This is a genomic window from Moorena sp. SIOASIH (assembly GCF_010671925.1).
Taxonomy (GTDB): domain Bacteria; phylum Cyanobacteriota; class Cyanobacteriia; order Cyanobacteriales; family Coleofasciculaceae; genus Moorena.
Genome location: NZ_JAAHIH010000001.1, coordinates 995,762 through 1,019,681 on the forward strand (window position 1 = coordinate 995,762; position 23,920 = coordinate 1,019,681).

Here is a 23,920-nt window from a genome sequence, read left to right on the forward strand (position 1 = left end):
TCCGCGCCTGCCCTGGCGACTGCTATATTTCCAAATCAATGAACTTCCTACCTAAATTTGAGATGAGGAAAGGATAGTCAATAACTCACCGCTAAATCTTTAAGATTATAGCGGGAGCTTGTAAAAAGCTCATAGTTGACCAGACTAAGCTCACTTATGAGCTACGTTATTTCGCTCATGACACCTACAGATACGTGCCAGTTTGTAGCAACTGTCGTACAGCTTTAAACAGGTGTAACGAGTTAAGCCAGTGAGTTGTACCTAACAAGGCGTTTATAACATTGTCAAGGCAAACTTTACCCACATTGTGGAGTGATCAAAGTAATGCGAGTTTTCGTACTAGACCAAAATAAACAACCTCTAGACCCTTGTCATCCGGCAAGAGCTAGGGAACTACTCAAAAAAAGAAGGGCTAAAGTTTTCAAACGTTATCCATTCACAATTATTTTACAAGATAGAACTCTGGAAAATTCAGTAACTCATTCACACCGAATCAAAATAGACCCTGGCTCTAAAACAACGGGGCTTGCCATTGTTCAAGAGCCAACAGGTCGAGTAACTAGTGCTTTAGAAATCTTTCATAGAGGACAGCAGATTAAAGATGCTCTTGAGTCTCGTAGAGCTAATAGGCGTGGACGACGTAACCGCAAAACCCGTTACCGTAAGCCTCGTTTCTTGAATCGGACACGCACCACAGGATGGCTTGCTCCATCATTAATGAGTCGTATTTTCAATATTGAAACTTGGGTTAGACGACTTACGAAGCTTTGTCCTGTCAGCGCAATATCTCAAGAGTTAGTCCGCTTTGATCTGCAAAAAATGCAGAATCCTGAAATTAGCGGAGTTGAATACCAACGCGGTGAGTTGTTTGGATTTGAGGTCAAGGAATACTTGCTAGCTAAGTGGGGACGAAATTGTGTTTACTGTGGTGCGGAAAATGTGCCGCTAGAAGTAGAACATATTATCCCTAAGTCTAAGGGTGGCAGTAACAGAGTTAGTAATTTAACCCTAGCTTGTCGGTGTTGTAATCAAAAGAAAGGAAATGACCATATTGAGAAGTTTATCAAGAAAAAGCCAGCCATTCTCAAACGAGTATTATCCAAGGCAAAAACACCACTGAAGGATGCAGCAGCAGTGAATGCTACTCGCCTTGTATTGTTCAGAAGATTGCATTCAACTGGACTGCTTCTAGAAACTGGATCTGGTGGTTTGACTAAATTTAACCGAAAGACCAGAGGTATCGAAAAAAACCACTGGACGGATGCTGCTTGTATTGGGAAATCAACGCCGGAGAAGTTGTTCCTTAACGGCATCAAGCCTTTGATTGTTAAAGCCAAAGGACACGGACGAAGACAACGTTGCCGAACAGACAAATACGGATTCCCATTAGCTCATGCACCATCAGCTAAGTTCTTTCAAGGGTTTCAGACAGGTGATGTAGTTAAAGCCGATATCCCGAAAGGGAAATATGCAGGAAAGTATACAGGGCGTATTGCTATTCGTTTTCGTCCCAGTTTTGTTTTGCAATTACCAAATCAGAAGTTTGATGTACATCCCAAATATTTACAAACAATCTTTAGGGCTGACGGTTATGAATACCAAGTCAATTAATGCGGATTCGCTATCACTCAATTTATCAGTTGGCGGCAATTCCTCTCCCGCTAAAACTAGCGTCTATAGCGGGAGTCCCCTTCCCGCATTTCAGATGGGTAATGCGATCGCTAAAGCAAACACATCGTTTAGCACTTCCCTACAAAAATTAGCTGACTATCCACATACAGGGATGATTAGCAAAGTTTTGCTCAAGGATAACAATTGCCAATACACCCTATTTTGTTTGGCAAAAGGTACAGCAATTGAGGAGCATACTTCACCTCGTAATGCCGCAATCACGGTAATTGAAGGGAAAGGAATTCTGACCTTAGACCAGAAAGAGATTACCTTAGAAGCAGGAGTCTTTATCTTTATACCTGCTAAAGCACCTCATAGGTTACAAGCCCAAGAAAATCTTAAATTTATGCTAACCTTCTCGGAAAAACCTAAACCAGTGAATCAGGTGAGCCAAGAAACCATAGATATCATCAAGTCCACAGCTCCCCTCCTCAAAAAGCATGGTAAGCAAATTACTACTCGGATGTATGAAATCATGTTTCACAACCATCCAGAGGTAAAAGCACAGTTTGATATGTCAGCTCAAGCTAATGGTTCTCAACCAGCTAAGTTAGCTACAGCAGTCTATAGTTATGCTACCAAAATTGATAATCCGGAGGCTTTAAAATCAATGGTTGAGTTGATTGCTCATCGTCATGTAAAAACCCATGTTAAACCAGAACAATATCCCATTGTGGGAGAGAGTCTACTACAAGCGATGAAGGATGTGTTGCATGAAGCGGCGACAGAGGAAGTGATAGCAGCTTGGACAGAAGCTTATCAGATATTAGCTGATATTTTTATTAACAGAGAACGTCAAATCTATGAATCATTATAGCAATTTAGGAGTAGGGAGTAGGGAGTCGGGAGTCGGGAGTCGGGAGTCGGGAGTCGGGAGTCGGGAGTCGGGAGTCGGGAGTCGGGAGTCGGGAGTCGGGAATATGAGAACCGCTATATTTCTGTTAGTCTAAATTCCCAGCAGTCAAAACCTGCTCAACGGTTAACATCAGCTCAGGAAACGTAGGTGATGTTAACTGTTGATTTCCAGTGAACACTGTTTCCTGATATAACCCTTCCTCTAACACCAGCAGTGAAACTTTTTTCTTCAGGGGGTCAACAATCCAATATTCAATGATTCCCAAGGCAGCATACTCTGAACGTTTGTAACGATAATCTCGCTTAACAGAATCAGGACTCACCACCTCTACTGCTAATAATGGAGGAGTATCACATACTGCTGACTGATCTAGCAATGCCATTACCTGATCTTTGGTTACCACATAGACATCACTTAGCCGTGACTTGCGCCATCCTGTCCGAATTCCTGCTTCTTTAAAACACAGCCAAGGCAAACCCAAACGATTAATTTCTGCTTCCAATGCTTGTTCAATAAACTTAGCAATCAGCAGATGCCTAAAGGTTGGTGGATTCATGATTTCTAACCTCCCATCCACTAATTCATAGCGGTTGTCGGTACCATCATCATAGTTGAGGTATTCTTCAAAGGTGTATAATCCTTCTGTGGTTATAGTTGTCATGTTGAGCAATCCGGGAAAGTTTACCGTTGGCAATCTATAGCAAAGGGAACAGGGAGTAGGAAGTAGGGAGTAGGGAGTAGGGAGTAGGGAATAGGGCATCAAAAATTATCACAATTCAATTAGGATCCCTATATATAGGGTTTATAAATAGGTCATGAACAATCTTGCTGATTTTTAAGAACACCAAAAAATCATCCAAGCTCTTTCCTACTGCTCCCTGCTCCCTGCTCCGTTCGCGTAGCGTGGCCTACGGCCTCAGCTCCCTGCTCCCTTTTCCCATCAATCCTATATTCACAACTCAAATACAAACGCTATATATACCAATCCTAATTGAAACCTCAGAGAAATTAGTCCCACCTAAAAAGCAGTAAGGGGGCTGACGGCTATACCCGTTAGGCTAAACCCAACTGCCCACCAGGCAATAGACATGGCGTTGCTTAATAATGGAATGATTTTAAGAGTTTTGTGGAACGGGCATGTTGGCGGAACGGGCATGTTGGTGGAACGGGGATGTTGGTGGAACGGGGATGTTGGTGGAACGGGGATGTTGGGGGAACGGGGATGTTGGTGGAACGGGGATGTTGGTGGAACGGGCATCTTGCCGTGGAATGGGCATCTTGGCGTGGAATGGGCATCTTGGCGTGGAATGGGCATCTTGCCGTGGAACGGGCATCTTGCCGTGGAATGGGCATCTTGCCGTGGAACGGGCATCTTGCCGTGGAACGGGCATCTTGCCGTGGAACGGGCATCTTGCCCGTTATCAATATTCCCAGGCGGCCAGGATGCCCACCCCACTCCTATTCATCCCGCCCCTCAGCAATCCCAAAAATCCTGTGTACCTCATAGGTATAAGAAAGGCGTTGCTGAATTAAGGAATGAATGCGGGATCATCTGGTTTTGGTCAAGCCCCCGTGGGTCCCCCGAGCGAGCAATCCCTCGCTCGGGGGACGCAAGAAAGTCTTGTTCCCCCCAAAATTGGGGGGCTAGGGGGGCTTGACCATACCCATAATCAGCAACGCCATAAGAAACGCTATAAGCACCTCAAGTAGCGTGGCCAACTGCCAACTGCTGACTGCTGACTGCTGACTGCTGACTGCTTACGAAAAATGATCCGAGTTGAATATAGCGGTTTCTATCCTAATGAGGTACACAGGATTTTTTCCCTGTTCCCTGTTCCCTGTTCCCTGTTCCCTAAAACCAAGGACTCTGTACCTCACCCAATTAAAAACCGCTATATTCCTAAAAATATTACGATATATTTCATTGTTGAAAATCCCGAAAAATGTTACGATATATTTCATTTTTCGGGATTTGCTCTCTTTCTTTGTTTTTCATGTTAGTGTTATTTTGGTGGCAGTTAGAAGTATAGAAAAGGTATTTCCCTATTCCATCATTCAACTCCAAGGGGACTCCCGTTATAGTCGAAGACTTAGCGGTAGGGGAATTGGAGACTGAATTTGTAGCGTATCTTGCCTATTTTTGTTAGGATAAGATTACAGGATTAGCAAGATTGCTATCGATCACAATCCCAAAATTAAACGATTAAGGGACACGAAGCAATCAGAGTTTTCTCAGGTTCCAATATATGCATTAAAAGACAAGCTTAAAAGCCTCTGTCGCATGGAATTAAGCTGATCATAAACATACAAGTAACCCCAAGGATTTTATCGGAGGGTCTAGAGGCTGTTTGGTTCAGCCGTTAAGGGTTTTATACTCTTAAGAATCCCTCGCTATAATCTTCGATTTAGCGACGGGAGTATCAAAGTCTTCTTGTCAAGATTATCCTCCAATTATTAGGCGGGATAGATACTACCTATGTTGGAACATGTTCTCTCGTTTCTTAAGGAACAACTCAACAGCTACATCCGAGTAAAAACCGGGGGTCAGGCTTTTGAGGTCTTATTTCTTCAGGATCGCAACGGGAAAGAAGTTTCCTTAGAAGAGAATGCGATTACTACCTTATTAGTTAACTTAGAAGAAGACTATACTTTTCGTTCTGGTGCCGCCTATGACAGGATGCCTAATCAGGGGGGGAACCAGCAAAACAACCCTAATCTTTACCTCAATTTATACGTTCTCTATGCTGCTAATTTTACTAATTACCGGCAATCTTTAAAGTTTTTATCCCTAATTATCAAATACTTTCAAAGTCATCGATTATTTGATTGTCGTAACTCTCCAACCCTCAGTTCGGAGATCCAAAAGTTGACCATAGAACTGGTTAATTTGCCTTTTACTGAACAAAGAGAGGTTTGGTCTGGTTTAGGAATGTCTTATATGCCTTCAGTCATTTATAAAGTCAGAATGGTTGTCTTTGCCGATGGGGATACGCTGGAAATTGGCTCTGATGTAACTGAGAGGGAAGTTAGTAGTTCAAGAATCTAGTATCGCCGACAAACTAAAACACAATGGTCATCTAGATTATGCTTTATAAGCAACTCTTTGAATTGAGTATTCTTCACGACTATTATCGGGATAAAGTCTGCCCGGACTTAAGTGTTGAACCAACAGCTGAATGTAGCAGGGTACTTAGGGGTCATCGTCTGATTGTTAAGAATAAAGTTAACGGACTAGTGGTCATTGCCCCAGTAAATTCAGAACATAAACCCTGGGTAGAGCTTGCTGATAATTTGCAATTTACTTTTATATTGAAAATCAAAAATCAAGATTTTATAGATTTCACCGAGATTGACTGTCAACCCGTTGATAATGGTATTTATCTGTTTAGTAATCATAAAACTACTGAAATTGGAGTGTCAGAGTTAGAAATAGCTCAAACTACCTTATCTGATAGAAATTTACCCAGGGGAAAGCTGATTTTTGGCATTGTGGATATTTATAATAACTCCTCCATGCCTAAAGATTTGAAAGATGAAAATCCGAAGAGTGACTATCAAATCACCTTCCAAGCAAAAAAACAACCGTGGTTCTATTACTTGGTAACCGATCAAGTAACTAATGGCGATGAATTCTTGATTGAAGATAAAGAGACAACCAGGAACCCAAAAATTCAATTTATACCTTGTGTCGAGTCTGAAGATACAGAGTCAATATTTTCTGCCCTTAACCAACAATTTCCTAAATCTCAACAATATTGCTTTCAATCATGTTCAGAAATTGCTTGTCAGGAAGCAGGGAGACAAAATATTCAACTTTTAAAAAATAAAAAGAATGAACTTGGCGATCCCTCTGTGTGGATTTATCATTTACCTAATCCCCCTAATCAGAACGGAATTCAAGTCATTAATGCCCTGAAATACCTATAAAAATTGAAACGTAAGGATTGAACCATGGTCACTTATAAAACTCCCAATGTTTATGTCGAGGAAATTTCTACATTTCCCCCCTCAGTCGCTGAGGTATCTACAGCGATTCCAGCTTTTATCGGTTACACAGAGAAAGCTAAACGAGGCAGTGAAGATTTAACCAATAAACCCACTCGAATTAGTTCACTACTTGACTATGAAACTTTGTTTGGCAAGGCTGAAGCAACCAAGTTTGAGGTTACAGCTAATGACGATGGAATTGACAACATTGTCACTCCTGTTCTCAAGTATTTAATGTATTATGCCTTGCGGATTTATTTTGATAACGGTGGGGGCAGTTGTTACATTGTTTCGGTGGGTAATTACAAAGGAAGTAAAAAAAAGGATGATTTTCTAGCAGGATTATCAGCTTTAGAAAAAGAAGATGAACCGACTTTAATCATGCTTACCGATGCCGTTAATTTAACTCCTGATACCGATTATTACGGACTTTGTGTACAAGCTTTGATGCAATGCAATAGATTAAAAGATCGGTTTGCCATTTTCGACGTTATGAAAGAACAAGTTGATGGATTCCGACAGGGAATTGGTACAGCAGATTTAAAATATGGCGCAGCTTATTATCCTTATCTCCAAACATCACTCAACTACTATTACACCGACGATTCTGTAACTATCAAAGGAGGTGGAGGAAGCACTAATACAGGAGGAACCACTAATACAGGAGGAAGCACTGACTCAACGCTGACTGACAGCCAAACCACAAATACCGATCTCTACAACAAAATTTTGGCTGAACTAGCTAAACAGCGAGTCGTATTACCCCCAAGTGCAGCCGTAGCAGGGGTATATGCCAGGGTAGATCGGGACAGGGGAGTTTGGAAAGCACCTGCTAATGTCAGCTTGGCATCGGTACTTGCCCCTACGGTCAAAATTACCAACGAGGAACAGGAAAATCTTAACGTTGATCCCACCGCCGGTAAATCCATCAATGCTATTCGTAGCTTTACCGGAAAAGGAACTTTAATTTGGGGAGCAAGGACTTTAGCGGGTAATGACAATGAATGGCGCTATATCCCTGTGCGCAGACTGTTCAATCTCATTGAAGAATCGATTCAGAAAGCCACTGCATTTGTGGTCTTTGAGTCTAACAACACCATCACCTGGCTGAAAGTGAAGTCCCTAATTGAAAGTTATCTAGAGGGATTATGGCGACAGGGTGCCCTGGCTGGTGCTACACCTGAACAAGCTTTCTTTGTCCATATCGGACTGGGTAAAACCATGACAGCACAGGACATTTTAGAAGGACGCATGATTGTGGAAATTGGTCTGGCAGCAGTACGTCCAGCTGAGTTTATTATCCTGAAATTCTCCCACAAATTACAGGAAGCATAGGGGGAATTCAAAATTCAAAATTCAAAATTCAAAATTGCAAGCATTCAGTGGTCAGTGGTCAGCGGTCAGCGGTTAGCTTATTTTATTCAAAAGCACCGATTGCGCGTAGCGCATTAGCTGAATGCTGAATGCTGATAGCTGATAGCTGAATGCTGAATGCTGATAGCTGAATGCTGAATGCTGAATGCTGATAGCTGAATACTGATAGCTGATAGCTGATAGCTTAAACCAAACCTAAAGTAATTAAGGATAAATAAATCATGGCAGACACAGTAGAACAAATCAAAAATACTTATCCAATTCCGGTATTTTATTACCGAGTCACCATCGCTGGAGATAATTCCTATGCTTTCTCAGAGGTATCGGGATTAAGCATTGAATACGAAACTATTACTTATCGAGATGGCCTGAGTTATAAAGAAGGGGCAAAGTACATGCCAGGATTAGACACTCCCATTAACCTAACCCTACAGAAAGGAATTGTCAGACAAGACAGCTATTTATTTGAATGGTTTAGCACGATTAACCTCAATACCGTCGAAAAGCGAGATCTTACTATTGAATTGTTAGACGAGTCAGGTGAACCAGTTGTCTCCTGGGAAGTTATAAATGCTTTCCCTAAGAAATTAGATGCACCGTCATTTAATGCCACTAGCAATGAAGTTGCTATTGAAAGTTTAGAACTAATGGCTAATACTCTCAAGGTTAATAACCCTCCATTATAATCATTATAATTCGCGGCAATGGTCGGTAACAGGGAACAGGGAACAGGGAACAGGGAACCCTGTTCCCTATTCCCTAAAAACCCAATAATTTGTACTTCACCGAATTGAAAACCGCTGTAAGTTATGGCAGATAATTTCCCCATTCCGATTCCGGAACTTACTTTGACGGAAAATCCCCCGGTTGGATTTAATTTTATGGTCGTCTTTTTCATTGGTGGAATTGTACCTAATCCCTTAGATATTCGCTTTCAAAAAGTATCGGGAATTTCTGCGGAAATAAGCACAACAGACATCCGTGAAGGAGGTGAAAATATTTTCAGACATCGTTTGCCTAATCAGGTTACCTATAATAATCTGGTTTTAGAAAGAGGAATGGTGATTGGCTCTCCTCTGAATGTAGAGTTTAACGTTGCTATGAGTACCATGAAATTTGCTCCCAGCAATGTCTTAGTCATGTTGCTTGATGAAAACACTGTTCCTGTTTCTAGTTGGTTATTTAAGAGAGCTTATCCAGTAAAATGGTCAACATCTGACCTAGATGCTAATGCCAATGCTGTGGTTATAGATACGATGGAATTAGCCTATGTGAGATTTCAAAGTGTGAGGATTTAGCTATGCCAGTGGAAATCAAAGAATTAATTATTCGTGCCAACATTGTGGATAATAGTGAGCCTAAGCATGGAAATAGTGAGAATGGACATAGTTATGATAATACTTTAGCTCCCCAGATGGGAGAAAATTATGAACAAAAAGGTGAAATAATTGCTGCTTGTGTGGCACAAGTCCTGAAGATACTGGAGCGGAAAAAAGAGAGATAAGGTAAGGAAGTGTGGGGAGGGTGGGGAGAGGGGGAGATAGGGAGATAGGGAGATAGGGAGATGGGGAGATAGGGAGATAAGGAGATAAGGAGATAGGGAGATGGGGAGATGGGGAGATGGGGAGATAGGGAGATAGGGAGATGGGGGAGATTTTCCCGATTCCCTGTTCCCTGTTCCCTGTTCCCTGTTCCCTGTTCCCTGTTCCCGATTCCCGATTCCCGATTCCCTGTTCCCTGTTCCCTGCTCCCGATTCCCGATTCCCGATTCCCGATTCCCGATTCCCTAAAACCCAAGAATTTATACCTCACCCAAATAATCATTATATGCTAAAAAACCCTTTCAAATTAGAAAAGCTGAAGATTCGTGTTTATAAAGATGAAGACCGGACTCAGAAAGACGGCACCTTTGAAGTCATGTTTAATCCGGAATCCTATTCTTTACAATACGGGAATGTTTATCAAAAAAAACAGGGAATTAATACCAGTAGTAGGTCGGCAAAATATACTCTTACCAAACCAGAAGAATTGTCCCTAAAGTTAATTTTAGATGACACAGGGGTAGCAGATTATGGAGGTTTTGGATTTGCCGGAGCTTCATTAGTTGGAAATCTTTTAGGGACGAGAGATGTTGACAAGCAAGTCAAAAAGTTTCTTGAATTAACATTTGAGATGGATGGCGACATCCATGAGCCTAAATTTCTCAAAATTGAATGGGGAGACTTAATTTTTGATTGCCGTCTCCAATCTGTTAATGTTAAGTATACACTTTTTAACCGTAGCGGAAAACCGATAAGAGCTGAGTTAGATACAGTTTTTATCGAGGATATAAAAGATTCCAAGCGAATTGCACAAAAAAAGAAAAGCTCACCCGATCTTACCCATACTAGAACTATAAAAGCTGGAGATAAGTTGCCTTTGATGGCTCAAGAGGTATATGGTGACTCGGCCTATTATATCCAGCTTGCCCGTGCTAATAATCTCAATAACATCAGAAAGTTAAAAACCGGAACAACTATCAATTTACCGCCAATAGAGAAGTAAAAAAATAATGAGTGGTGTCGTCACAGCAACAATTTTGAGTGATACTGGGGACGAAATGAACCCTGAATACAACCTCATGTCGATTGACATTATCAAAGAGGTCAATAAAATCCCGATAGCTCAAATCATTTTATTAGATGGTGAGGCGGCAGAACAAGAATTTACTATTAGCAATACAGAGTTTTTTAAACCAGGCCAAGAAATTGAAATTAAGCTTCGCTATGAAGGAGAAAAACAAAAAGAAGCAACAGTTTTTAAAGGTCTTATAGTTAGACACTGTGTTCAAGCCGATCGCTATAGTTCTCTGCTCACTGTTGATTTAAAAGATGCAGCATACAAACTAACCACCCAAAGAAAAAGTGCTGTCTTTCGAGATATGACAGACAAGGATATTATCGACAAAGTCATCAAAACTGGGGGGTTAACAGTCAAATCTAGTGCTGCAACTCAACCAAAGCATAAAGAAATGGTGCAATATTACTGCACTGACTGGGATTTCATTTTATCTCGTGCGGATGTCAATGGTCTGTGGGTTTTAGTTGATGATGGCGAAATTACGGTTAAAGAGCCTAATCTAAAGGAAGCCAAACATACCTTTGAGTATGGCATTGATGAAATTTACGAGTTTGAAATGGAAGCTGATATTTGCGATCAGAAAGCATCGGTAGAAAGTACAGCTTGGGATATCAAAACACAGAAATTATTACAATCACAAAAAGCGAAAGAATTTTCTATCAACCAGGGTAATTTAAAAGGAGATGAATTAGCCAAAACAATTGGCGCAGATAACTATAAATTAATCAGTTTAGCTCCCTTAGATGACCAGGAAGTAAAAGCTTGGGCAGATGCCAAGTTACAAAAAAGTCGTCTGTCACTGTTTAAAGGTCGCCTCAAAGTGCCTGGATTTGCTGATATTAAACCAGGAGATAGTATAAAACTTGCTGGAATAGGAAAGCGCTTCAATGGTCAAACCTTAGTAACCGCTATTCGACATCAAGTTACTACCCAAGGCTGGCAAACAGATGTACAGTTTGGTTTATCAGCTAGCTGGTTTTATCAACAAAATAATGATATTTTTGATACACCAGTAGCGGGATTGATTCCAGCTATCCATGGGTTGCAAATTGGGATTGTGGATAAGTATGAAGCGGATCCAGAAAAACAGTTTAGGGTAAAAGTCAGAATTCCTTCAATTGAAACTGATGGTATTGTTTGGGCAAGATTAGCTTCCGTTGATGCTGGTAATAAAAGGGGTATTTTCTTTAGACCAGAAACCGGGGATGAGGTGATTCTCGGTTTTATCAATGATGACCCTAGACAAGCCATAATTCTAGGAGCAGTGCATAGTGGGAAAAATGATTTACCAGCCGGTTTGACAGTAACCAAGGAAAATAATAAGAAAGGAATTGTCACTAAAGAATCCCTAAAAATTATATTTGATGATGAAAATAAGTTAATCGAAATTAGTACACCTAAGGGCAATACCTTAAAATTATCAGAGCAGGATAAAGGGATTAAATTGGAAGATGAAAATGGGAATACAATCACGATGGATAATCAAGGAATTAAGATAAAATCAAGTAAAGACCTGGTGATGGAGGGTAACTATATCAAGATTAAAGGCTCGAGAGTGGATATTAATTGAGGCAAGAAGCAAGGTCAGCGGTCAGCGGTCAGCGGTCAGCCGTCAGCCGTCAGCCGTCAGCGGTCAGCCATCAGCCGTCAGCGGTCAGCCATCAGCCGTCAGCGGTCAGCGGTCAGCCGTTGGCCTATGGCTGATAACTGATAGCTGATAGCTGATAGCTGATAGCTGATAACTGATAGTTTATAGCTGATAGCTGATAACTGATAGCTGATAGCTGATAACTGATAGCTGATAGTTTATAGCTGATAGCTGATAGCTGATAGCTGATAGCTGATTGCTTACTAACCCACCAAAGTCAGTACTAAAAAAACCCATGTCTCAAACCATATTAAAACCCAAAAATCCAATTCCACCCCTTGAAAACGGGGATCAACTTACTCAGGTTGAATTTGAACAGCGTTATGCACAGATGCCTGATGTCAAAAAAGCGGAATTAATCGAAGGAATTGTTTATATGGCATCACCCTTAAGAATTAAGCAACATGGGGAACCCCATGCTTCCATTGTAACATGGCTTGGTGTCTATAAAGCTTCTACTCCTAATGTTCAACTGGGCGATAATTGTACAGTACGTCTAGATGCCGACAATGAACCTCAACCGGATGCTTTACTAAGACTAACGGTAGATGGACAATCAAGGATTAGTGAAGACGGCTATGTAGAAGGTGCGCCAGAATTAATCGTAGAAATAGCAGCTAGTACCGCCTCTATTGATTTAAATGATAAATTAAAAGCTTACCGACGTAATCAAGTACAAGAATATTTAGTTTGGCGGGTTTATGACGGAGAACTTGATTGGTTTCGGTTAAGGGAAGGAAAATATATTAAACTAAACCCGAATGATAAAGGCATTATCTGTAGTGACTACTTCCCTGGCTTATGGTTAGCCCAAGACGCTTTACTTACCGGAGACTTAGGCCAAGTTTTAGCAATTTTACAGGAGGGATTAAAATCACCAGAACATGAAAATCTAGTCAAGAAATAGGTAAGCATTCAGCTATCAGCCGTCAGCCGTCAGCTCTCAGCTCTCAGCCCGTAGGGTGCGTTAGCGACAGCGTAACGCACCAAAGTCAGTACTATGTAAGCATTCAGCTATCAGCTATCAGCTCTCAGCTCTCAGTTTTGAGCTTTGAGCTTTTAAATAAAACAAGTAAGCATTCGTTTAATCTTTGTTACGTCAGCTGAATGCTGACGGCTGACGGCTGACGGCTGATGGCTGACGGCTGACGGCTGACGGCTGATAGCTTACAGTACTATTAAGGCAAGAGGCAAGAGGCAAATGGAACAAAACCGCTCTTTTTTAGGGACAGGATGGAGTTTTCCCCCGACATTTAACCAGGATACAGGAACGGTGGAGATGGTTTCTGATCAGGAGGATATTGTCCAAAGTTTGGAAATTATCCTGTCAACCCGTCCAGGGGAACGGATTATGCAGCCTGACTTTGGTTGCGAATTGAGTCAGTTTCTGTTTGAGGAAATTACTCAAGGGTTAATTACGGGAATAAGAGGCACGATTTCTGATGCTCTTTTGAACCATGAGCATCGTATAGATGTGGAGGAGATAAATATAGAGGACAGTGAAATCGAGGGATTGTTGTTAATAATTGTTACCTATACCGTGCGAGTAACTAATTCTAGGTTTAACCTGGTTTATCCTTTTTATCTTAATGAAGCTCAAACGGTTTGAGTTATTGTCGGGTGCCCTTGTAGTGGGCTTGTAGGGTGGTAAGCATTCAGCCGTCAGCTGTCAGCCGTCAGCTGTCAGCCGTCAGCTGTCAGCCGTCAGCTGTCAGGTAGTAGTTATTGTAGGGTGGGCAAATCGACAGGATTCGAGATGAAATTGTCAGCTTGTAGGGTGGGCAAATGGACATAATTCGATATCTAATGGTCTCAGGTACAGCATTTGCCCACCCTACGCCACAGTGGGCAAATGGACCCGATTCGAGTGAAAATTACAGCATTTGCCCACCCTACGCTTCAGGGAAGGTGGGCAAATGGACCCGATTCCAGATGAAATAGGGAATTGGCTCAGCATTTGCCCACCCTACGCCACAGTGGGCAAATGGACCCGATTCGATTACTTATGGTCAGAGGATAAGCATTTGCCCACCCTACGCCACAACTTAAGCTAACATTTATTTAGAGACGTTTTTCCTGATAAATACTGAAATTAATGACTTATCTATTAACAGAGGCTTTTCAGAAAGCACAAAATTTACCAGAAGAGATACAAAACGAACTTGCTCATCAGTTAATCGAAGATATTGAGAATGAACTTAAATGGCAAAAAACATTATCACAATCTCAAACCTCTTTCCTAGACGAATTAGCCCGTAAAGCATTAAATGAATCTAAGATAGGGGAAACGAAAGTTATGGGTTTTGATGAATTCTGAAGTCAGAATTAACCAATGACTTTGTCAACTGTTTTGGGAAATTACCAGAAAAAGTAAAGCAGACTGCACGAAAAAATTATAAACTTTGGAAACAGAATCCCAAGCATCCAAGTTTAGAGTTTAAGAAACTTCAGACTCAAGAGCCAATATACTCTGTTAGGGTGGGAATCGGTTGGCGTGCTGTAGGAGTTATGAAAACGACAGATACAATAGTTTGGTTTTGGATTGGCTCTCACACTGAATATGATAAGTTACTTAAAAAGTTATAATGTGATTGCCGCTAGATAAAACTTACAAAGAAAAAGACTGACCCAAAAAAAACCGAAAATCAGGCATAGCAAAATGGCAAATTCGGTCACGCAAAAAGTCTCATCAAGGCAAATACCTAACAATGGATCAAAAAAAGAGCAACAGCTTGTAGGGTGGGCAAAGGTCGAGGATTCGAGATCTTATTGTCATTGGATCAGCATTTGCCCACCCTACACCACAACTACCCCACAACTAAAACGTAAGGATTCAGCGGTCAGCGGTCAGCGGTCAGCCGTCAGCTGTGGCACAGGCTTTGGCCTTGGCCTTGGCCTTGGCCTTTGGCCACGCTACGCGAATGGCCACGCTACGCGAATGGCCACGCTACGCGAATGGCCACGCTGTGCGAACGACGCTGGGACTTAACTCAGATTAAAAATTTACCTGTTTTATTCAAAAGCTGAGAGCTGAGAGCTGAGAGCTGAGAGCTGATAGCTGATAGCTTACACTAAAACCACCCTTCAATCTCTTCGTTTGTCAACATTTTCTTCAATTTAAGATATTCCCGTTTTGTCGCTTCATAGATATGTTCCATGTTCACGGCTTCATCCGCTGCGGCGGCCAAAAAGGCGGCATTTAGGGCTATATTGCGAATATTTCCACCTGCTACATTGAGTTGACCCAGTTTCTGGTAATTTAAGTTTTGGGTTGGTGTCTGGGCAGGAAAAATCCGCTGCCATATTTGGGTACGGATTTCCGGTACGGGAAAAGGAAACTCGACCACAAAGCGAATCCGGCGCGAAAAGGCACTATCGAGGGCGCTTTGGAAATTGGTGGTCAATATAGCTAACCCTTGATAGGCTTCCATACGTTGCAGCAAATAGCTGACTTCGATGTTAGCGTGGCGGTCGTGACTGTCTTGAACTTGGGTACGCTTACCAAACAGGGCATCCGCTTCGTCAAACAGTAGAATAGCACTTCCGGTTTCAGCAGCATCAAAGATCCGCCGCAGATTCTTTTCCGTCTCACCAATATATTTACTGACTACTCGACTTAGGTCGATGCGATAAAGATCCAGGCAAAATTCCTGGGCTAATACCTCTGCTGCCATGGTTTTTCCAGTACCGCTAGCACCGTAAAATAGGGCGCTGATGCCCAAACCCCGATGGCCTTTTTGGGCGAAACCCCATTGCTGATAGACTTTATACCGGTGTTTGAGATGAGTGGCAATATCCCCAAGAAGCAGCCGTTGTGGGGTAGGTAATACCAGATCGTCCCAGGTAGCCTTCGCATTGATAGGTTGCGCTAAGTGATCTAATTGATTACGGGCATTATGGCGGCAGAAATCCCATAATTGAGTAGAGTCTTGAATTTTGAATTTTGAATTTTGAATTTTGAATTGATCACAGGCAGCTTGAATAGTAGCATGATTGAGGTTAAACTGTACCGCGATGCGCTCAAGTTGACCGTTAAGTTCTGCTGCTGCTGACCCTATATGGTATTCCCACAGGCGATATTTTTCCTCGTGGCTCAATGGGGGGATGTCTTGGTTAACAATAGTCCGCTGACAGTCAATTTTTCGGTCATTGCAGCTGAGGATTAAAGGAGTATTGATACTATCAATAAATTTGCTCAGAGCCAACTCCCGCCCAGGCTCAGAAAAATTATAACTATCGCAGTCAATAAACAGGACACTATTGCTAAGTATTGCTTCCCTTTCCCAACGCTTCCCCAGTTGGTACACTTCCTGGGGGTTGGTGGTCAGAGCCAATGGTTCTAGAGTGTGTAACTTTAACCCCAAACCCTGACAAGTGGCGGAGGCAATTTGGTATTTAGTGCTTCGATCCGAGCCAGATAATTGCACCACGGGATAGCTATTTCTCCCCTCGCCCCCAGACCAAATGCTTATCAATTGCTCCACTATACTTAACTGAGAGCTAGGCAAAAGATGACCGTTCGTCTGAGGCGCTTGGGGTTTGATCTTTCCTGCTAATTCCTGGTCTGTGGCATATTCTCCTAAAAGAAAGCAGAGGATACGCTGGTCAATATAGAGGGGGGACTGGCTTAGGATCAATCCGGGTTCAATGTGGAGCAGTTGCAAGTTTAGTAAAGGGCGTTGGGGAGAAAGGACACCCCAATTGGCTCCGGGCAGGGCGTCAAAAGCTAAACTGAGAGTAGGATAGTTTTTGTTTGGACTATTTTTTTGGGCTTTGGCAAACAAAGAATGGAAGTATGGTTCTATTTCCATTCCCGCGCACATGAGCAGGATATCCCTTTCAAAGGGGGAGAGAAGGAATTTGTTACAAAGTTGAGCCAGGGCAGAAGTATCGTCAATAAATTCTGTAACGGTTTGTAGATTTTTTTTACCTTCTATGTAGTTTTCTAAATAGTTACGAACTCGCAAGATTTCTTGAAACAGAGAACTAATATTAGAGTGATACCAGTTGGTTTTAGTTTGGGGTGCCATGTCGCGCTCCTGGAAGACGGTGGAATCGACTGATATTGTTTTCTTTAAGGGTACATGGGAAATAGAACTAGCTATGCGCACTACTCATACCTATAAACCGAAATATTCTCACTCTACCTCGTTGACAATAGCTCAAAAAAAGAAAGACTCCAGAGTGATTGGTTCTAGAAGAAGATTGGAAGCAGAGGACAGGGAGTGGAACGCGGAAGAGGCGGTCGGGGAATGGGGAAGTAGAATGGCTAATGTGATGCACTCCCTAGAAACGGGACAATACGTGCCCGACACAGGAGGGAGAGAAATGGGGCTGCAAGCAAAGCTATCGTTTGGACAGCCGGGAGAGAGAAGCAGGCAAGGGGCGAATCACGGTGGGCAATTGGTAGTGCAGCCGAAAAGGATGATGGAGCAGCGGAGAGCACAACCGTTGACGGGGGATTCGGTGACCTATGGCGAAAGCATGAGGGCAGAGAGGAGCCAAAAGGAAAACAAAACTGGCTTGCCTGATCGCCTCAAGGCTGGCATTGAGCACCTCTCTGGCTATGCGATGGATGATGTGAGGGTGCATTACAACTCTCAGAAACCGGCACAATTGCAGGCATTGGCGTATGCACAGGGGACGGAGATCCATGTGGGGCCGGGACAGGAGAAGCATTTGCCCCATGAGGCGTGGCATGTGGTGCAGCAGAAGCAGGGGCGGGTGAAGCCGACCAAGATAAGTGACATCAAAATAAATGTGAATGTGGAAGAGCGGCTAGAGAAAGAGGCAGATCAAAAAGGAGAATTGGCCAAGGGTTTCCAACCGCATACCGATTCAAGGGGGAGTGCAATCGACCATGAGTTGACGCGAGAGGTAACACACACAAAGCCAATAATCCAGCCCAGTATACACATAAATTCCCGTGATTATACCCCAAGGGAATCAACCAAAGATGAGAATCCTTTAAATTCCCTGATCTGGTCGTGGCATAAAGATAGAAAACCGCGTAATTTCGCCTCATTTCCCAAGTTGATTAAAGCGGCAGAAACCGCCATTATTGATCCTCAAAAGGCCAAGCAGCTCAGCCAGGCAAGGGATTTATTAAATAAAGCAGAGATTCGCCACGGAGGGTATGCCCATGAGGCGTATCTAGATGAAAGCGCCGTAAAAGTGTACCAATCGTTGGTTTATAATAAGCCCAAGACAATACTAGAACAACTTAGAAAGCGTACATGGACCTGTCGTGAAGGAGCCTTAATGCTAATCTTGTTATCGGCATCTGATCAGCAAAAAAAAGATTGGCTCGAAAACCACATAAATACTATGCCTCATGGTACTACTAACTTCGGGTCGCCACTGGAGACTTTATTAGACAATGTGATGAGGAAGAAAGCCGTTGCCTATAAAGGAGAAAGCAGACCCGGAGATATAATCAACATCTACGGCACAATCCACACAGTGGTGTCGGCGGGTGCGGGTCAGGTATTCAGCCTGAATGGAGGAAAGAAATTTCAGTTAGTAGATCTGAAAGAGGAGGTATCGTCGATGTGGGCGGAAAGTACTGATTTAATTAAGATCGAATATATCAAGAAATGGTATAATTATGGCCTAGGCCATAACACTGAGTGGGGCGCGGATTCAACAAATATTGATGCCCTGTATAATGCATCGACGATTGCACAGATCCCCGGGCTACCTGAAGCGAAATTTTTCACAGATCCGCGGAAAGTATGCACAATAACAACCGCAAAGACCATTACAGCTGACTTGGACCAAAAAGTCACCAGTTAAGGCAGAATAGATTTTGTCAAGGGTTTGGTTAATATATCATTACCTTACCTTCAATTTTTTGCAGTAATTGGCATTGAAAATAAACACCCAAAGAGTCCAGATGATTGAAGGACTTGTCTTTGGGGAGCGGGTATCTGGCGATCGCCTTGCCAAAAAACACGATCGCCAAAACCAGCCGATCGCTCTTGTAGGGTGGGCAAATTGACATGATTCGTGATCAATTGGTCAAACATTAATAATTTGCCCACCCTACGCCTACACCACATTCATAATTTGCCCACCCTACTCCCCTGCAAAATCTTCTAAATCGCTAAAATCTAGAACTTGTGGTAAATTCCTGCCACAACAACACCCCCAATCGGGTCGATACTTGCCTCGCTCCACCCATTTGTGAAAACTGGAATATTCCCACAAATGAGGACAAGACACCAAACCATGCTTAACCGGATTATAGTGAATATAATCTAAATGTCGGTGTAAATCATGGTCATCACGAATTGTATGCTCCCAAAACCGACGTTGCCAGACATTGCTTTCAAGGGTGTTTACGACGAGAAGCAGAAACATCTACCGAAAATGAGCGTTTTCCCGGTAAAGAGCGGGTAAATAATACCTTTAACCGAGACACTCGCGCTCGAATAATCAGAATCATCCGGTGGTAACGACCAGATAAAATGAAGATGATCCGGTAAAACAACGGCTGCTGTGATGTCAAAGGGTTTTTCTGTCCGCATTTTTGCGATCGCCTTCCGTAACAGAAATATATTCTCAACATCTGAAAATAGAGGAATACGGCGATATGTGACTAAAGTCAGAAAAAATACTCCTCCTGGCACATAAGAACGACGATAGTTCGACATATTGAGATATTGATGGTGGCGAGCATCCTCTGTTTCAGTTTAATCCCGATTCAGAGTGCGTACGCGGATAAAGTAGGGTGGGCAAATAGTCAGGATATATGATGAAATTGCCTTCGGTACAGAATTTGCCCACCCTACCCGCTCCGAATGCGATCGCACTTGTCGGGTGGGCAAATCGACATGATAACTAATCAAATGGTCTTTCAAACATAATTTGCCCACCCTACTACCTGATGAGTAGGGTGGGCAAATAGTCAGGATATATGATGAAATTGCCTTCGGTACAGTATTTGCCCACCCTACCCCACTGAGTGCGTGCGCACTTGTCTACCCGCTCCGAATGCGATCGCACTGTTTCATGTTTGGGAAATGAGCGAAACTAAAGATAGTTAATGTCCCCATACCCAATTGCTGATGACCACTATTAAAGAACAATTGCTGCTCGCGATCGAATCCGCGCCAGAACCGATTTTGGCGCAAATTCTTGACTATCTCGAATATCTCAAAACCAGAGCAACCAGCCCTGACACTCTCTCTAGCCCAGTGCCAACTAAGAACGAGGAGGGGAAACCCATTCTGCATGGCTCTAAAGCCAAAGACCTACTGAAATTTGCTGGAACCTGGCAGGGTGATGACTTTGAGGAATGTCTCCAGCTTGTTTACGACACCCGTTCCCAAGCTGAATTTTAATGTATTTACTCGACACCAACCACTGTAGTCGCATCATCTTTGGTGAACCTACCCTGATTCAGCAGCTACAACTACACAGTGAAGCGGATGTTGCCACCAGTGTCATCGTCCTTGGAGAACTTTTCTATATGGTAGCCAAATCTGAGCGAACAGCAGCTAATATGCAGCAAGTCAGAGCTTTTCTCAACAGGATCGACATTTACCCTATCACCCTTCCAATTGCTGAAATTTACGGCTCGATCAAAGGAAAGCTGATTACTGCTTTCGGTCCCAAAGATAAGACAAAGCGACGGAACTTCAACCCACAAAGCCTTGGCTTTGGAGACAACGATCTCTGGATTGCTGCTACAGCAATTCAATACAACCTGACAGTTGTCTCTGCCGACAATGACTTTCAGCGTATTCAACAGGTAGAACCCTTTGCCTTAGAATCTTGGGTTTGAGGAACAGGGAACAGCAATGGTAGGGTGGGCTGCATGTCGATGATTCGTGATCAATTGGTCAAACATTAATAATTTGCCCACCCTACTCCCCTGCAAAATCTTCTAAATCGCGAAAATCTAGAACTTGTGGTAAATTCCTGCCACAACAACACCCCCAATCCGGTCGATACTTGCCTCGCTCCACCCATTTGTGAAAACTGGAATATTGCCACAAATGAGGACAAGACACCAAACCATGTTTAACTGGATGTAGCGTGAATATAATCTATATGTCGGTGTAAATCATGGTCATTACGAATTGTATGCTCCCAAAACCGACGTTGCCAGACATTGCTTTCAAGGGTGTTTACGACGAGAAGGGGAAACTTCTACCGAAAATGAGCGTTTTCGCGGGTTATGAGCGGGTAAATAATACCTTAAACCGAGAGACTCGCGCTCGAATAATCAGAATCATGCGGTGGTAACGACCAGATAAAATGAAGATGATCCGCTAACACAACGGCTGCTGTGATGTCAAAGGGTTTTTCTGTCCGCATTTTTGCGATCGCCTTCCGTAATATCATGTCCGGTTGAATACTTATACTAAGCGCAAAAGCAAGGCAGAAGGCAGAAGGCACCCACCCCTAACCCCTCCCAGGAGGGGAAAGGCAGAAGTAAAGGAGTAAGGTTTGAAGGGATAAAGTTTTTTATAACTAATTATCCGGACATGATATCACCTAGATATATTCTCAACATCTGAAAATAGAGGAATACGGCGATATGTGACTATTGTCAGAAAAAATACTCCTCCTGGCACATAAGAACGACGATAGTTCGACATATTGAGATATTGATGGTGGCGAGCATCCTCTGTTTCAGTTTAATCCCGATTCAGAGTAGGGTGGGCAAATGGACTAGATTTATGATTTATTCGTTTATGGTTGATGATTTGCCCACCCTACCCGACTGGCACATAAGAACGACGATAGTTCGACATATTGAGATATTGATGGTGGCGAGCATCCTCTGTTTGAGTTTAATCCCGATTTAGAGTAGGGTGGGCAAATGGGCCGGAGTACGCGGATAAAGTAGGGTGGGCAAATAGTCAGGATTGATGATGAAATTGCCTTCGGTACAGAATTTGCCCACCCTACCCGATCGAATTGCGATCTACCCGACTATTGGTTAATGGTTGATGATTTGCCCACCCTACCCCTTGCTTGTAGTAGGGTGGGCAAATGGACTAGATTTATGATCAATTGGTTAATGGTTGATGATTTGCCCACCCTACCCCTACTTACAACCACAAAATGGAGAGAAAATGTCCCTAATTCAAGAAGATATTGAACAAACGTTTAGGCAACTCGTTCACCAGTGGCGAGAAGAAACCAGAGGAATTTCATCAACCACTCAAGCAGCTATGCATCCTGCTTATCAACAAATTATTGGCATGGGAAAAGAAGCAATTCCCTTACTATTAAGGGAACTTGAACAAAAATCAGGACGGTGGTTTTGGGCTTTAAAATCCATTACTAGAGAAGATCCTGTTCAAGAAGACGATCAGGGGAATACTAAAAAAATGATCGAAGCATGGCTAAATTGGGGACTCCGTAACGGTTATAAATGGTAGGAAATGAGGCGTGGTTATCGCAAGTCTGACAATGGATTGAAAGGGATTATCCTAATTTAGAGCGATCGCTTTTAGCGGAAGCGAAGCTTCCGGAGCGTAGCGTGGCCTACGGCCAATCGCTGATAAAGTAGGGTGGGCTGCATGTCGATGATTGATGATGAAATTGCCTTCCGTACAGAATTTGCCCACCCTACCCCTACCCCTACTGACCGCTGACGGCTGATTGCTTACGCGATAACTCAGTGCGATCGCTTTTAGCGGAAGCTGAAGCCTTTGGCCACGCTTCGCGAACGCTTCATCGCCTTTGGCGCGGCTGAGGCCTTTGGCCACGCTGCGCGAACGCCGATCGCTCTTTTTGGGTGCAAACCATCAAATGTAAACAAATCAGTAGTCCCCGGTATAATTTGAATAGATCTGTGCAAAATTAGGGCTTATGAATAAGAGTGACTTAGGAGAAATTGAACGTGCTGTCAGTCAACTGTCTAGTGAGGATCTCGCCAAATTTCGGACTTGGTTTGCAGAATTTGATGCTGCAAATTGGGATCGACAATTTGAAGCAGATGTTGCGGCTGGTAGGCTAGATGCACTAGCAGACAAAGCACTGAAAGATTTACGACAAGGAAATTGTACTGATTTGTGAAACATCTTGCTACACCAGATTTTTGGTATTATTATCGACAGCTACCATCGGAAATCCAAGAACTTGCCGATAGATGTTACGAGTTGCTCAAACAAGATCCTCGATATCCCTCACTACATTTCAAGAAAGTAGGTCGGTTTTGGTCAGTTCGAGTGGGTTTACACTACAGAGCGATTGCGGTAGAAAAGGATAATGATCTAGCTTGGTTTTGGATTGGAACACACGCCGAATATGACAAAATATTAGGCTCAAAGTAGCGATCGCCTGGTGCGATCGCTCTTGTCGGGTGGGCAAATGGACATGACACAAAGATGAAATTGTCAAACTCTCAGAATTTGCCCACCCTACCCCTGAAGCTAACCTTCTATTTCCGCGATCGCAATGATAATGAGGTAATAGTAAGCGCGTTTGTATCTAGGAACAGCGGATCTCGGAGCTCAGGTCAGGTGGGCAAATCGACATGATTCGTGATCTTATGGTATAGCAATCCTAAATCATTTGTAAAATCACTGGACTTCTTAAAAACTAGCTCCTTCTCTCTTCCCTTCTGCCTTCTGCCTTCTGCCTTCTGCCTTAAAGCAGCCCATTTCTTTCACGAATCAGATAGGATTGCTATATTACTTTCATTATTTGCCCACCCTACGCCTAACTTGGCTAGATTTATGATTTATTCGTTTATGGTTGATGATTTGCCCACCCTACCCCTTGCTTGTAGTAGGGTGGGCAAA

At 42.9% G+C, this 23,920-nt stretch carries 32 protein-coding genes; 26 read left to right on the top strand and 6 right to left on the bottom strand.

The annotated features are described in order from the left end of the window. Window positions 1-324: 324 nt before the first annotated feature. Genes iscB through F6J90_RS04390 form a run of 3 tightly spaced genes read left to right on the top strand, consistent with a single transcriptional unit; the run spans window position 325 to window position 2,621 of the window. Window positions 325-1,611 (top strand): RNA-guided endonuclease IscB, encoded by a 1,287-nt coding sequence (gene iscB, locus F6J90_RS04375; RefSeq protein WP_293091258.1) that lies wholly within the window; start codon window positions 325-327, stop codon window positions 1,609-1,611. Then, window positions 1,592-2,488: a globin domain-containing protein gene (locus tag F6J90_RS43420; protein WP_366513683.1), complete on the top strand. Its 897-nt coding sequence runs from the start codon at window positions 1,592-1,594 to the stop codon at window positions 2,486-2,488. Before iscB ends, F6J90_RS43420 begins: the two co-directional genes overlap by 20 nt. After that, a complete protein-coding gene (locus tag F6J90_RS04390) occupies window positions 2,475-2,621 on the top strand; it encodes a hypothetical protein (RefSeq protein WP_293091259.1) in 147 nt (48 codons plus the stop codon). The genes F6J90_RS43420 and F6J90_RS04390 overlap by 14 nt, the downstream gene beginning before the upstream one ends. Here the strand turns inward: F6J90_RS04390 and F6J90_RS04395 are convergent. After that, window positions 2,613-3,188, bottom strand: coding sequence for a Uma2 family endonuclease (locus F6J90_RS04395; RefSeq protein ID WP_293091851.1), 576 nt, complete (start codon window positions 3,186-3,188; stop codon window positions 2,613-2,615). The two genes, F6J90_RS04390 and F6J90_RS04395, sit on opposite strands and share 9 nt — an antisense overlap. Window positions 3,189-3,653: 465 nt before the next feature. On the opposite strand from F6J90_RS04395, the gene F6J90_RS04400 reads away from it, so the two are divergent. The 16 genes from F6J90_RS04400 to F6J90_RS04475 all read left to right on the top strand — a co-directional run bounded on the left by F6J90_RS04400 (window position 3,654) and on the right by F6J90_RS04475 (window position 15,144). Beyond that, window positions 3,654-4,034, top strand: a complete 381-nt coding sequence (locus F6J90_RS04400) for a hypothetical protein (protein WP_293091260.1) — start codon at window positions 3,654-3,656, stop codon at window positions 4,032-4,034. A gap of 294 nt (window positions 4,035-4,328) precedes the next feature. Next, entirely contained in the window at window positions 4,329-4,643 is a 315-nt protein-coding gene (locus F6J90_RS04405) for a hypothetical protein (protein ID WP_293091261.1), read from the top strand. Window positions 4,644-5,003: 360 nt separating this feature from the next. Then, entirely contained in the window at window positions 5,004-5,573 is a 570-nt protein-coding gene (locus F6J90_RS04410) for a DUF4255 domain-containing protein (RefSeq protein ID WP_293091262.1), read from the top strand. Between the two features lie 62 nt (window positions 5,574-5,635). Beyond that, complete coding sequence (locus tag F6J90_RS04415; RefSeq protein ID WP_293091263.1) at window positions 5,636-6,454, top strand: hypothetical protein; 819 nt, start codon at window positions 5,636-5,638, stop codon at window positions 6,452-6,454. 24 nt (window positions 6,455-6,478) lie between these two features. Continuing rightward, the gene (locus tag F6J90_RS04420; RefSeq protein ID WP_293091264.1) at window positions 6,479-7,849 is read left to right on the top strand and encodes a phage tail sheath C-terminal domain-containing protein; all 1,371 of its coding nucleotides are present in this window, start codon (window positions 6,479-6,481) and stop codon (window positions 7,847-7,849) included. Window positions 7,850-8,109: 260 nt separating this feature from the next. After that, window positions 8,110-8,574, top strand: coding sequence for a phage tail protein (locus F6J90_RS04425; protein ID WP_293091265.1), 465 nt, complete (start codon window positions 8,110-8,112; stop codon window positions 8,572-8,574). Window positions 8,575-8,697: 123 nt separating this feature from the next. Beyond that, window positions 8,698-9,186: a phage tail protein gene (locus tag F6J90_RS04430; protein WP_293091266.1), complete on the top strand. Its 489-nt coding sequence runs from the start codon at window positions 8,698-8,700 to the stop codon at window positions 9,184-9,186. Window positions 9,187-9,194: 8 nt separating this feature from the next. After that, the gene (locus F6J90_RS04435; RefSeq protein ID WP_293091267.1) at window positions 9,195-9,392 is read left to right on the top strand and encodes a DUF5908 family protein; all 198 of its coding nucleotides are present in this window, start codon (window positions 9,195-9,197) and stop codon (window positions 9,390-9,392) included. Between the two features lie 140 nt (window positions 9,393-9,532). After that, on the top strand, window positions 9,533-10,432 hold the full coding sequence (locus F6J90_RS04440) for a hypothetical protein (RefSeq protein WP_293091268.1): 900 nt from the start codon (window positions 9,533-9,535) through the stop codon (window positions 10,430-10,432). A gap of 7 nt (window positions 10,433-10,439) precedes the next feature. Beyond that, a complete protein-coding gene (vgrG, locus tag F6J90_RS04445) occupies window positions 10,440-12,077 on the top strand; it encodes a type VI secretion system tip protein VgrG (protein WP_293091269.1) in 1,638 nt (545 codons plus the stop codon). Beyond that, complete coding sequence (locus F6J90_RS04450) at window positions 12,074-12,211, top strand: hypothetical protein (protein WP_293091270.1); 138 nt, start codon at window positions 12,074-12,076, stop codon at window positions 12,209-12,211. Before vgrG ends, F6J90_RS04450 begins: the two co-directional genes overlap by 4 nt. Before the next feature lie 179 nt (window positions 12,212-12,390). Further along, window positions 12,391-13,062, top strand: coding sequence for a Uma2 family endonuclease (locus F6J90_RS04455; protein ID WP_293091271.1), 672 nt, complete (start codon window positions 12,391-12,393; stop codon window positions 13,060-13,062). A 294-nt stretch (window positions 13,063-13,356) separates the two neighbouring features. Next, the gene (locus tag F6J90_RS04460; protein ID WP_293091272.1) at window positions 13,357-13,764 is read left to right on the top strand and encodes a GPW/gp25 family protein; all 408 of its coding nucleotides are present in this window, start codon (window positions 13,357-13,359) and stop codon (window positions 13,762-13,764) included. Between the two features lie 307 nt (window positions 13,765-14,071). Next, entirely contained in the window at window positions 14,072-14,209 is a 138-nt protein-coding gene (locus tag F6J90_RS04465; protein WP_293091273.1) for a hypothetical protein, read from the top strand. A gap of 41 nt (window positions 14,210-14,250) precedes the next feature. Next, entirely contained in the window at window positions 14,251-14,472 is a 222-nt protein-coding gene (locus F6J90_RS04470; protein WP_293091274.1) for a hypothetical protein, read from the top strand. 342 nt (window positions 14,473-14,814) lie between these two features. After that, window positions 14,815-15,144 carry a hypothetical protein gene (locus F6J90_RS04475; protein ID WP_293091275.1) on the top strand — a complete coding sequence of 110 codons (330 nt, stop codon included), beginning with the start codon at window positions 14,815-14,817 and terminating at the stop codon, window positions 15,142-15,144. Between the two features lie 82 nt (window positions 15,145-15,226). Here the strand turns inward: F6J90_RS04475 and F6J90_RS04480 are convergent, their stop codons facing one another. Further along, a complete protein-coding gene (locus tag F6J90_RS04480) occupies window positions 15,227-17,185 on the bottom strand; it encodes an ATP-binding protein (protein ID WP_293091276.1) in 1,959 nt (652 codons plus the stop codon). A gap of 19 nt (window positions 17,186-17,204) precedes the next feature. Between F6J90_RS04480 and F6J90_RS04485 the strand changes: the two genes are divergently transcribed. Then, window positions 17,205-18,950: a DUF4157 domain-containing protein gene (locus tag F6J90_RS04485; protein ID WP_293091277.1), complete on the top strand. Its 1,746-nt coding sequence runs from the start codon at window positions 17,205-17,207 to the stop codon at window positions 18,948-18,950. Window positions 18,951-19,023: 73 nt separating this feature from the next. Further along, complete coding sequence (locus tag F6J90_RS04490; RefSeq protein ID WP_293091278.1) at window positions 19,024-19,155, top strand: hypothetical protein; 132 nt, start codon at window positions 19,024-19,026, stop codon at window positions 19,153-19,155. 77 nt (window positions 19,156-19,232) lie between these two features. Here the strand turns inward: F6J90_RS04490 and F6J90_RS04495 are convergent, their stop codons facing one another. The 3 genes from F6J90_RS04495 to F6J90_RS04505 form a co-directional block, all read right to left on the bottom strand. Continuing rightward, on the bottom strand, window positions 19,233-19,517 hold the full coding sequence (locus F6J90_RS04495; protein ID WP_293091279.1) for a hypothetical protein: 285 nt from the start codon (window positions 19,515-19,517) through the stop codon (window positions 19,233-19,235). Further along, window positions 19,486-19,725 (bottom strand): hypothetical protein, encoded by a 240-nt coding sequence (locus F6J90_RS04500; RefSeq protein WP_293091280.1) that lies wholly within the window; start codon window positions 19,723-19,725, stop codon window positions 19,486-19,488. Before F6J90_RS04500 ends, F6J90_RS04495 begins: the two co-directional genes overlap by 32 nt. Window positions 19,726-19,849: 124 nt before the next feature. Next, window positions 19,850-20,017: a hypothetical protein gene (locus F6J90_RS04505; protein ID WP_293091281.1), complete on the bottom strand. Its 168-nt coding sequence runs from the start codon at window positions 20,015-20,017 to the stop codon at window positions 19,850-19,852. 207 nt (window positions 20,018-20,224) lie between these two features. Between F6J90_RS04505 and F6J90_RS04510 the strand changes: the two genes are divergently transcribed. The 3 genes from F6J90_RS04510 (at window position 20,225) to F6J90_RS04520 (ending at window position 22,552) form a co-directional block, all read left to right on the top strand. Beyond that, window positions 20,225-20,500: a hypothetical protein gene (locus F6J90_RS04510; RefSeq protein ID WP_293091282.1), complete on the top strand. Its 276-nt coding sequence runs from the start codon at window positions 20,225-20,227 to the stop codon at window positions 20,498-20,500. Beyond that, window positions 20,500-20,943 carry a type II toxin-antitoxin system VapC family toxin gene (locus F6J90_RS04515; RefSeq protein WP_293091283.1) on the top strand — a complete coding sequence of 148 codons (444 nt, stop codon included), beginning with the start codon at window positions 20,500-20,502 and terminating at the stop codon, window positions 20,941-20,943. The genes F6J90_RS04510 and F6J90_RS04515 overlap by 1 nt, the downstream gene beginning before the upstream one ends. A gap of 1,300 nt (window positions 20,944-22,243) precedes the next feature. After that, window positions 22,244-22,552: a hypothetical protein gene (locus F6J90_RS04520; RefSeq protein WP_293091284.1), complete on the top strand. Its 309-nt coding sequence runs from the start codon at window positions 22,244-22,246 to the stop codon at window positions 22,550-22,552. Between the two features lie 51 nt (window positions 22,553-22,603). Here the strand turns inward: F6J90_RS04520 and F6J90_RS04525 are convergent, their stop codons facing one another. Then, the gene (locus F6J90_RS04525) at window positions 22,604-22,882 is read right to left on the bottom strand and encodes a hypothetical protein (protein ID WP_293091285.1); all 279 of its coding nucleotides are present in this window, start codon (window positions 22,880-22,882) and stop codon (window positions 22,604-22,606) included. A gap of 103 nt (window positions 22,883-22,985) precedes the next feature. Here F6J90_RS04525 and F6J90_RS04530 point away from each other — a divergent pair, with 103 nt between their 5' ends. Together F6J90_RS04530 and F6J90_RS04535 are read left to right on the top strand one after the other, a co-directional pair. After that, window positions 22,986-23,192, top strand: a complete 207-nt coding sequence (locus F6J90_RS04530; RefSeq protein ID WP_293091286.1) for a hypothetical protein — start codon at window positions 22,986-22,988, stop codon at window positions 23,190-23,192. Further along, on the top strand, window positions 23,189-23,449 hold the full coding sequence (locus F6J90_RS04535) for a hypothetical protein (protein ID WP_008186278.1): 261 nt from the start codon (window positions 23,189-23,191) through the stop codon (window positions 23,447-23,449). The genes F6J90_RS04530 and F6J90_RS04535 overlap by 4 nt, the downstream gene beginning before the upstream one ends. The last annotated feature ends 471 nt before the right edge of the window (window positions 23,450-23,920 follow it).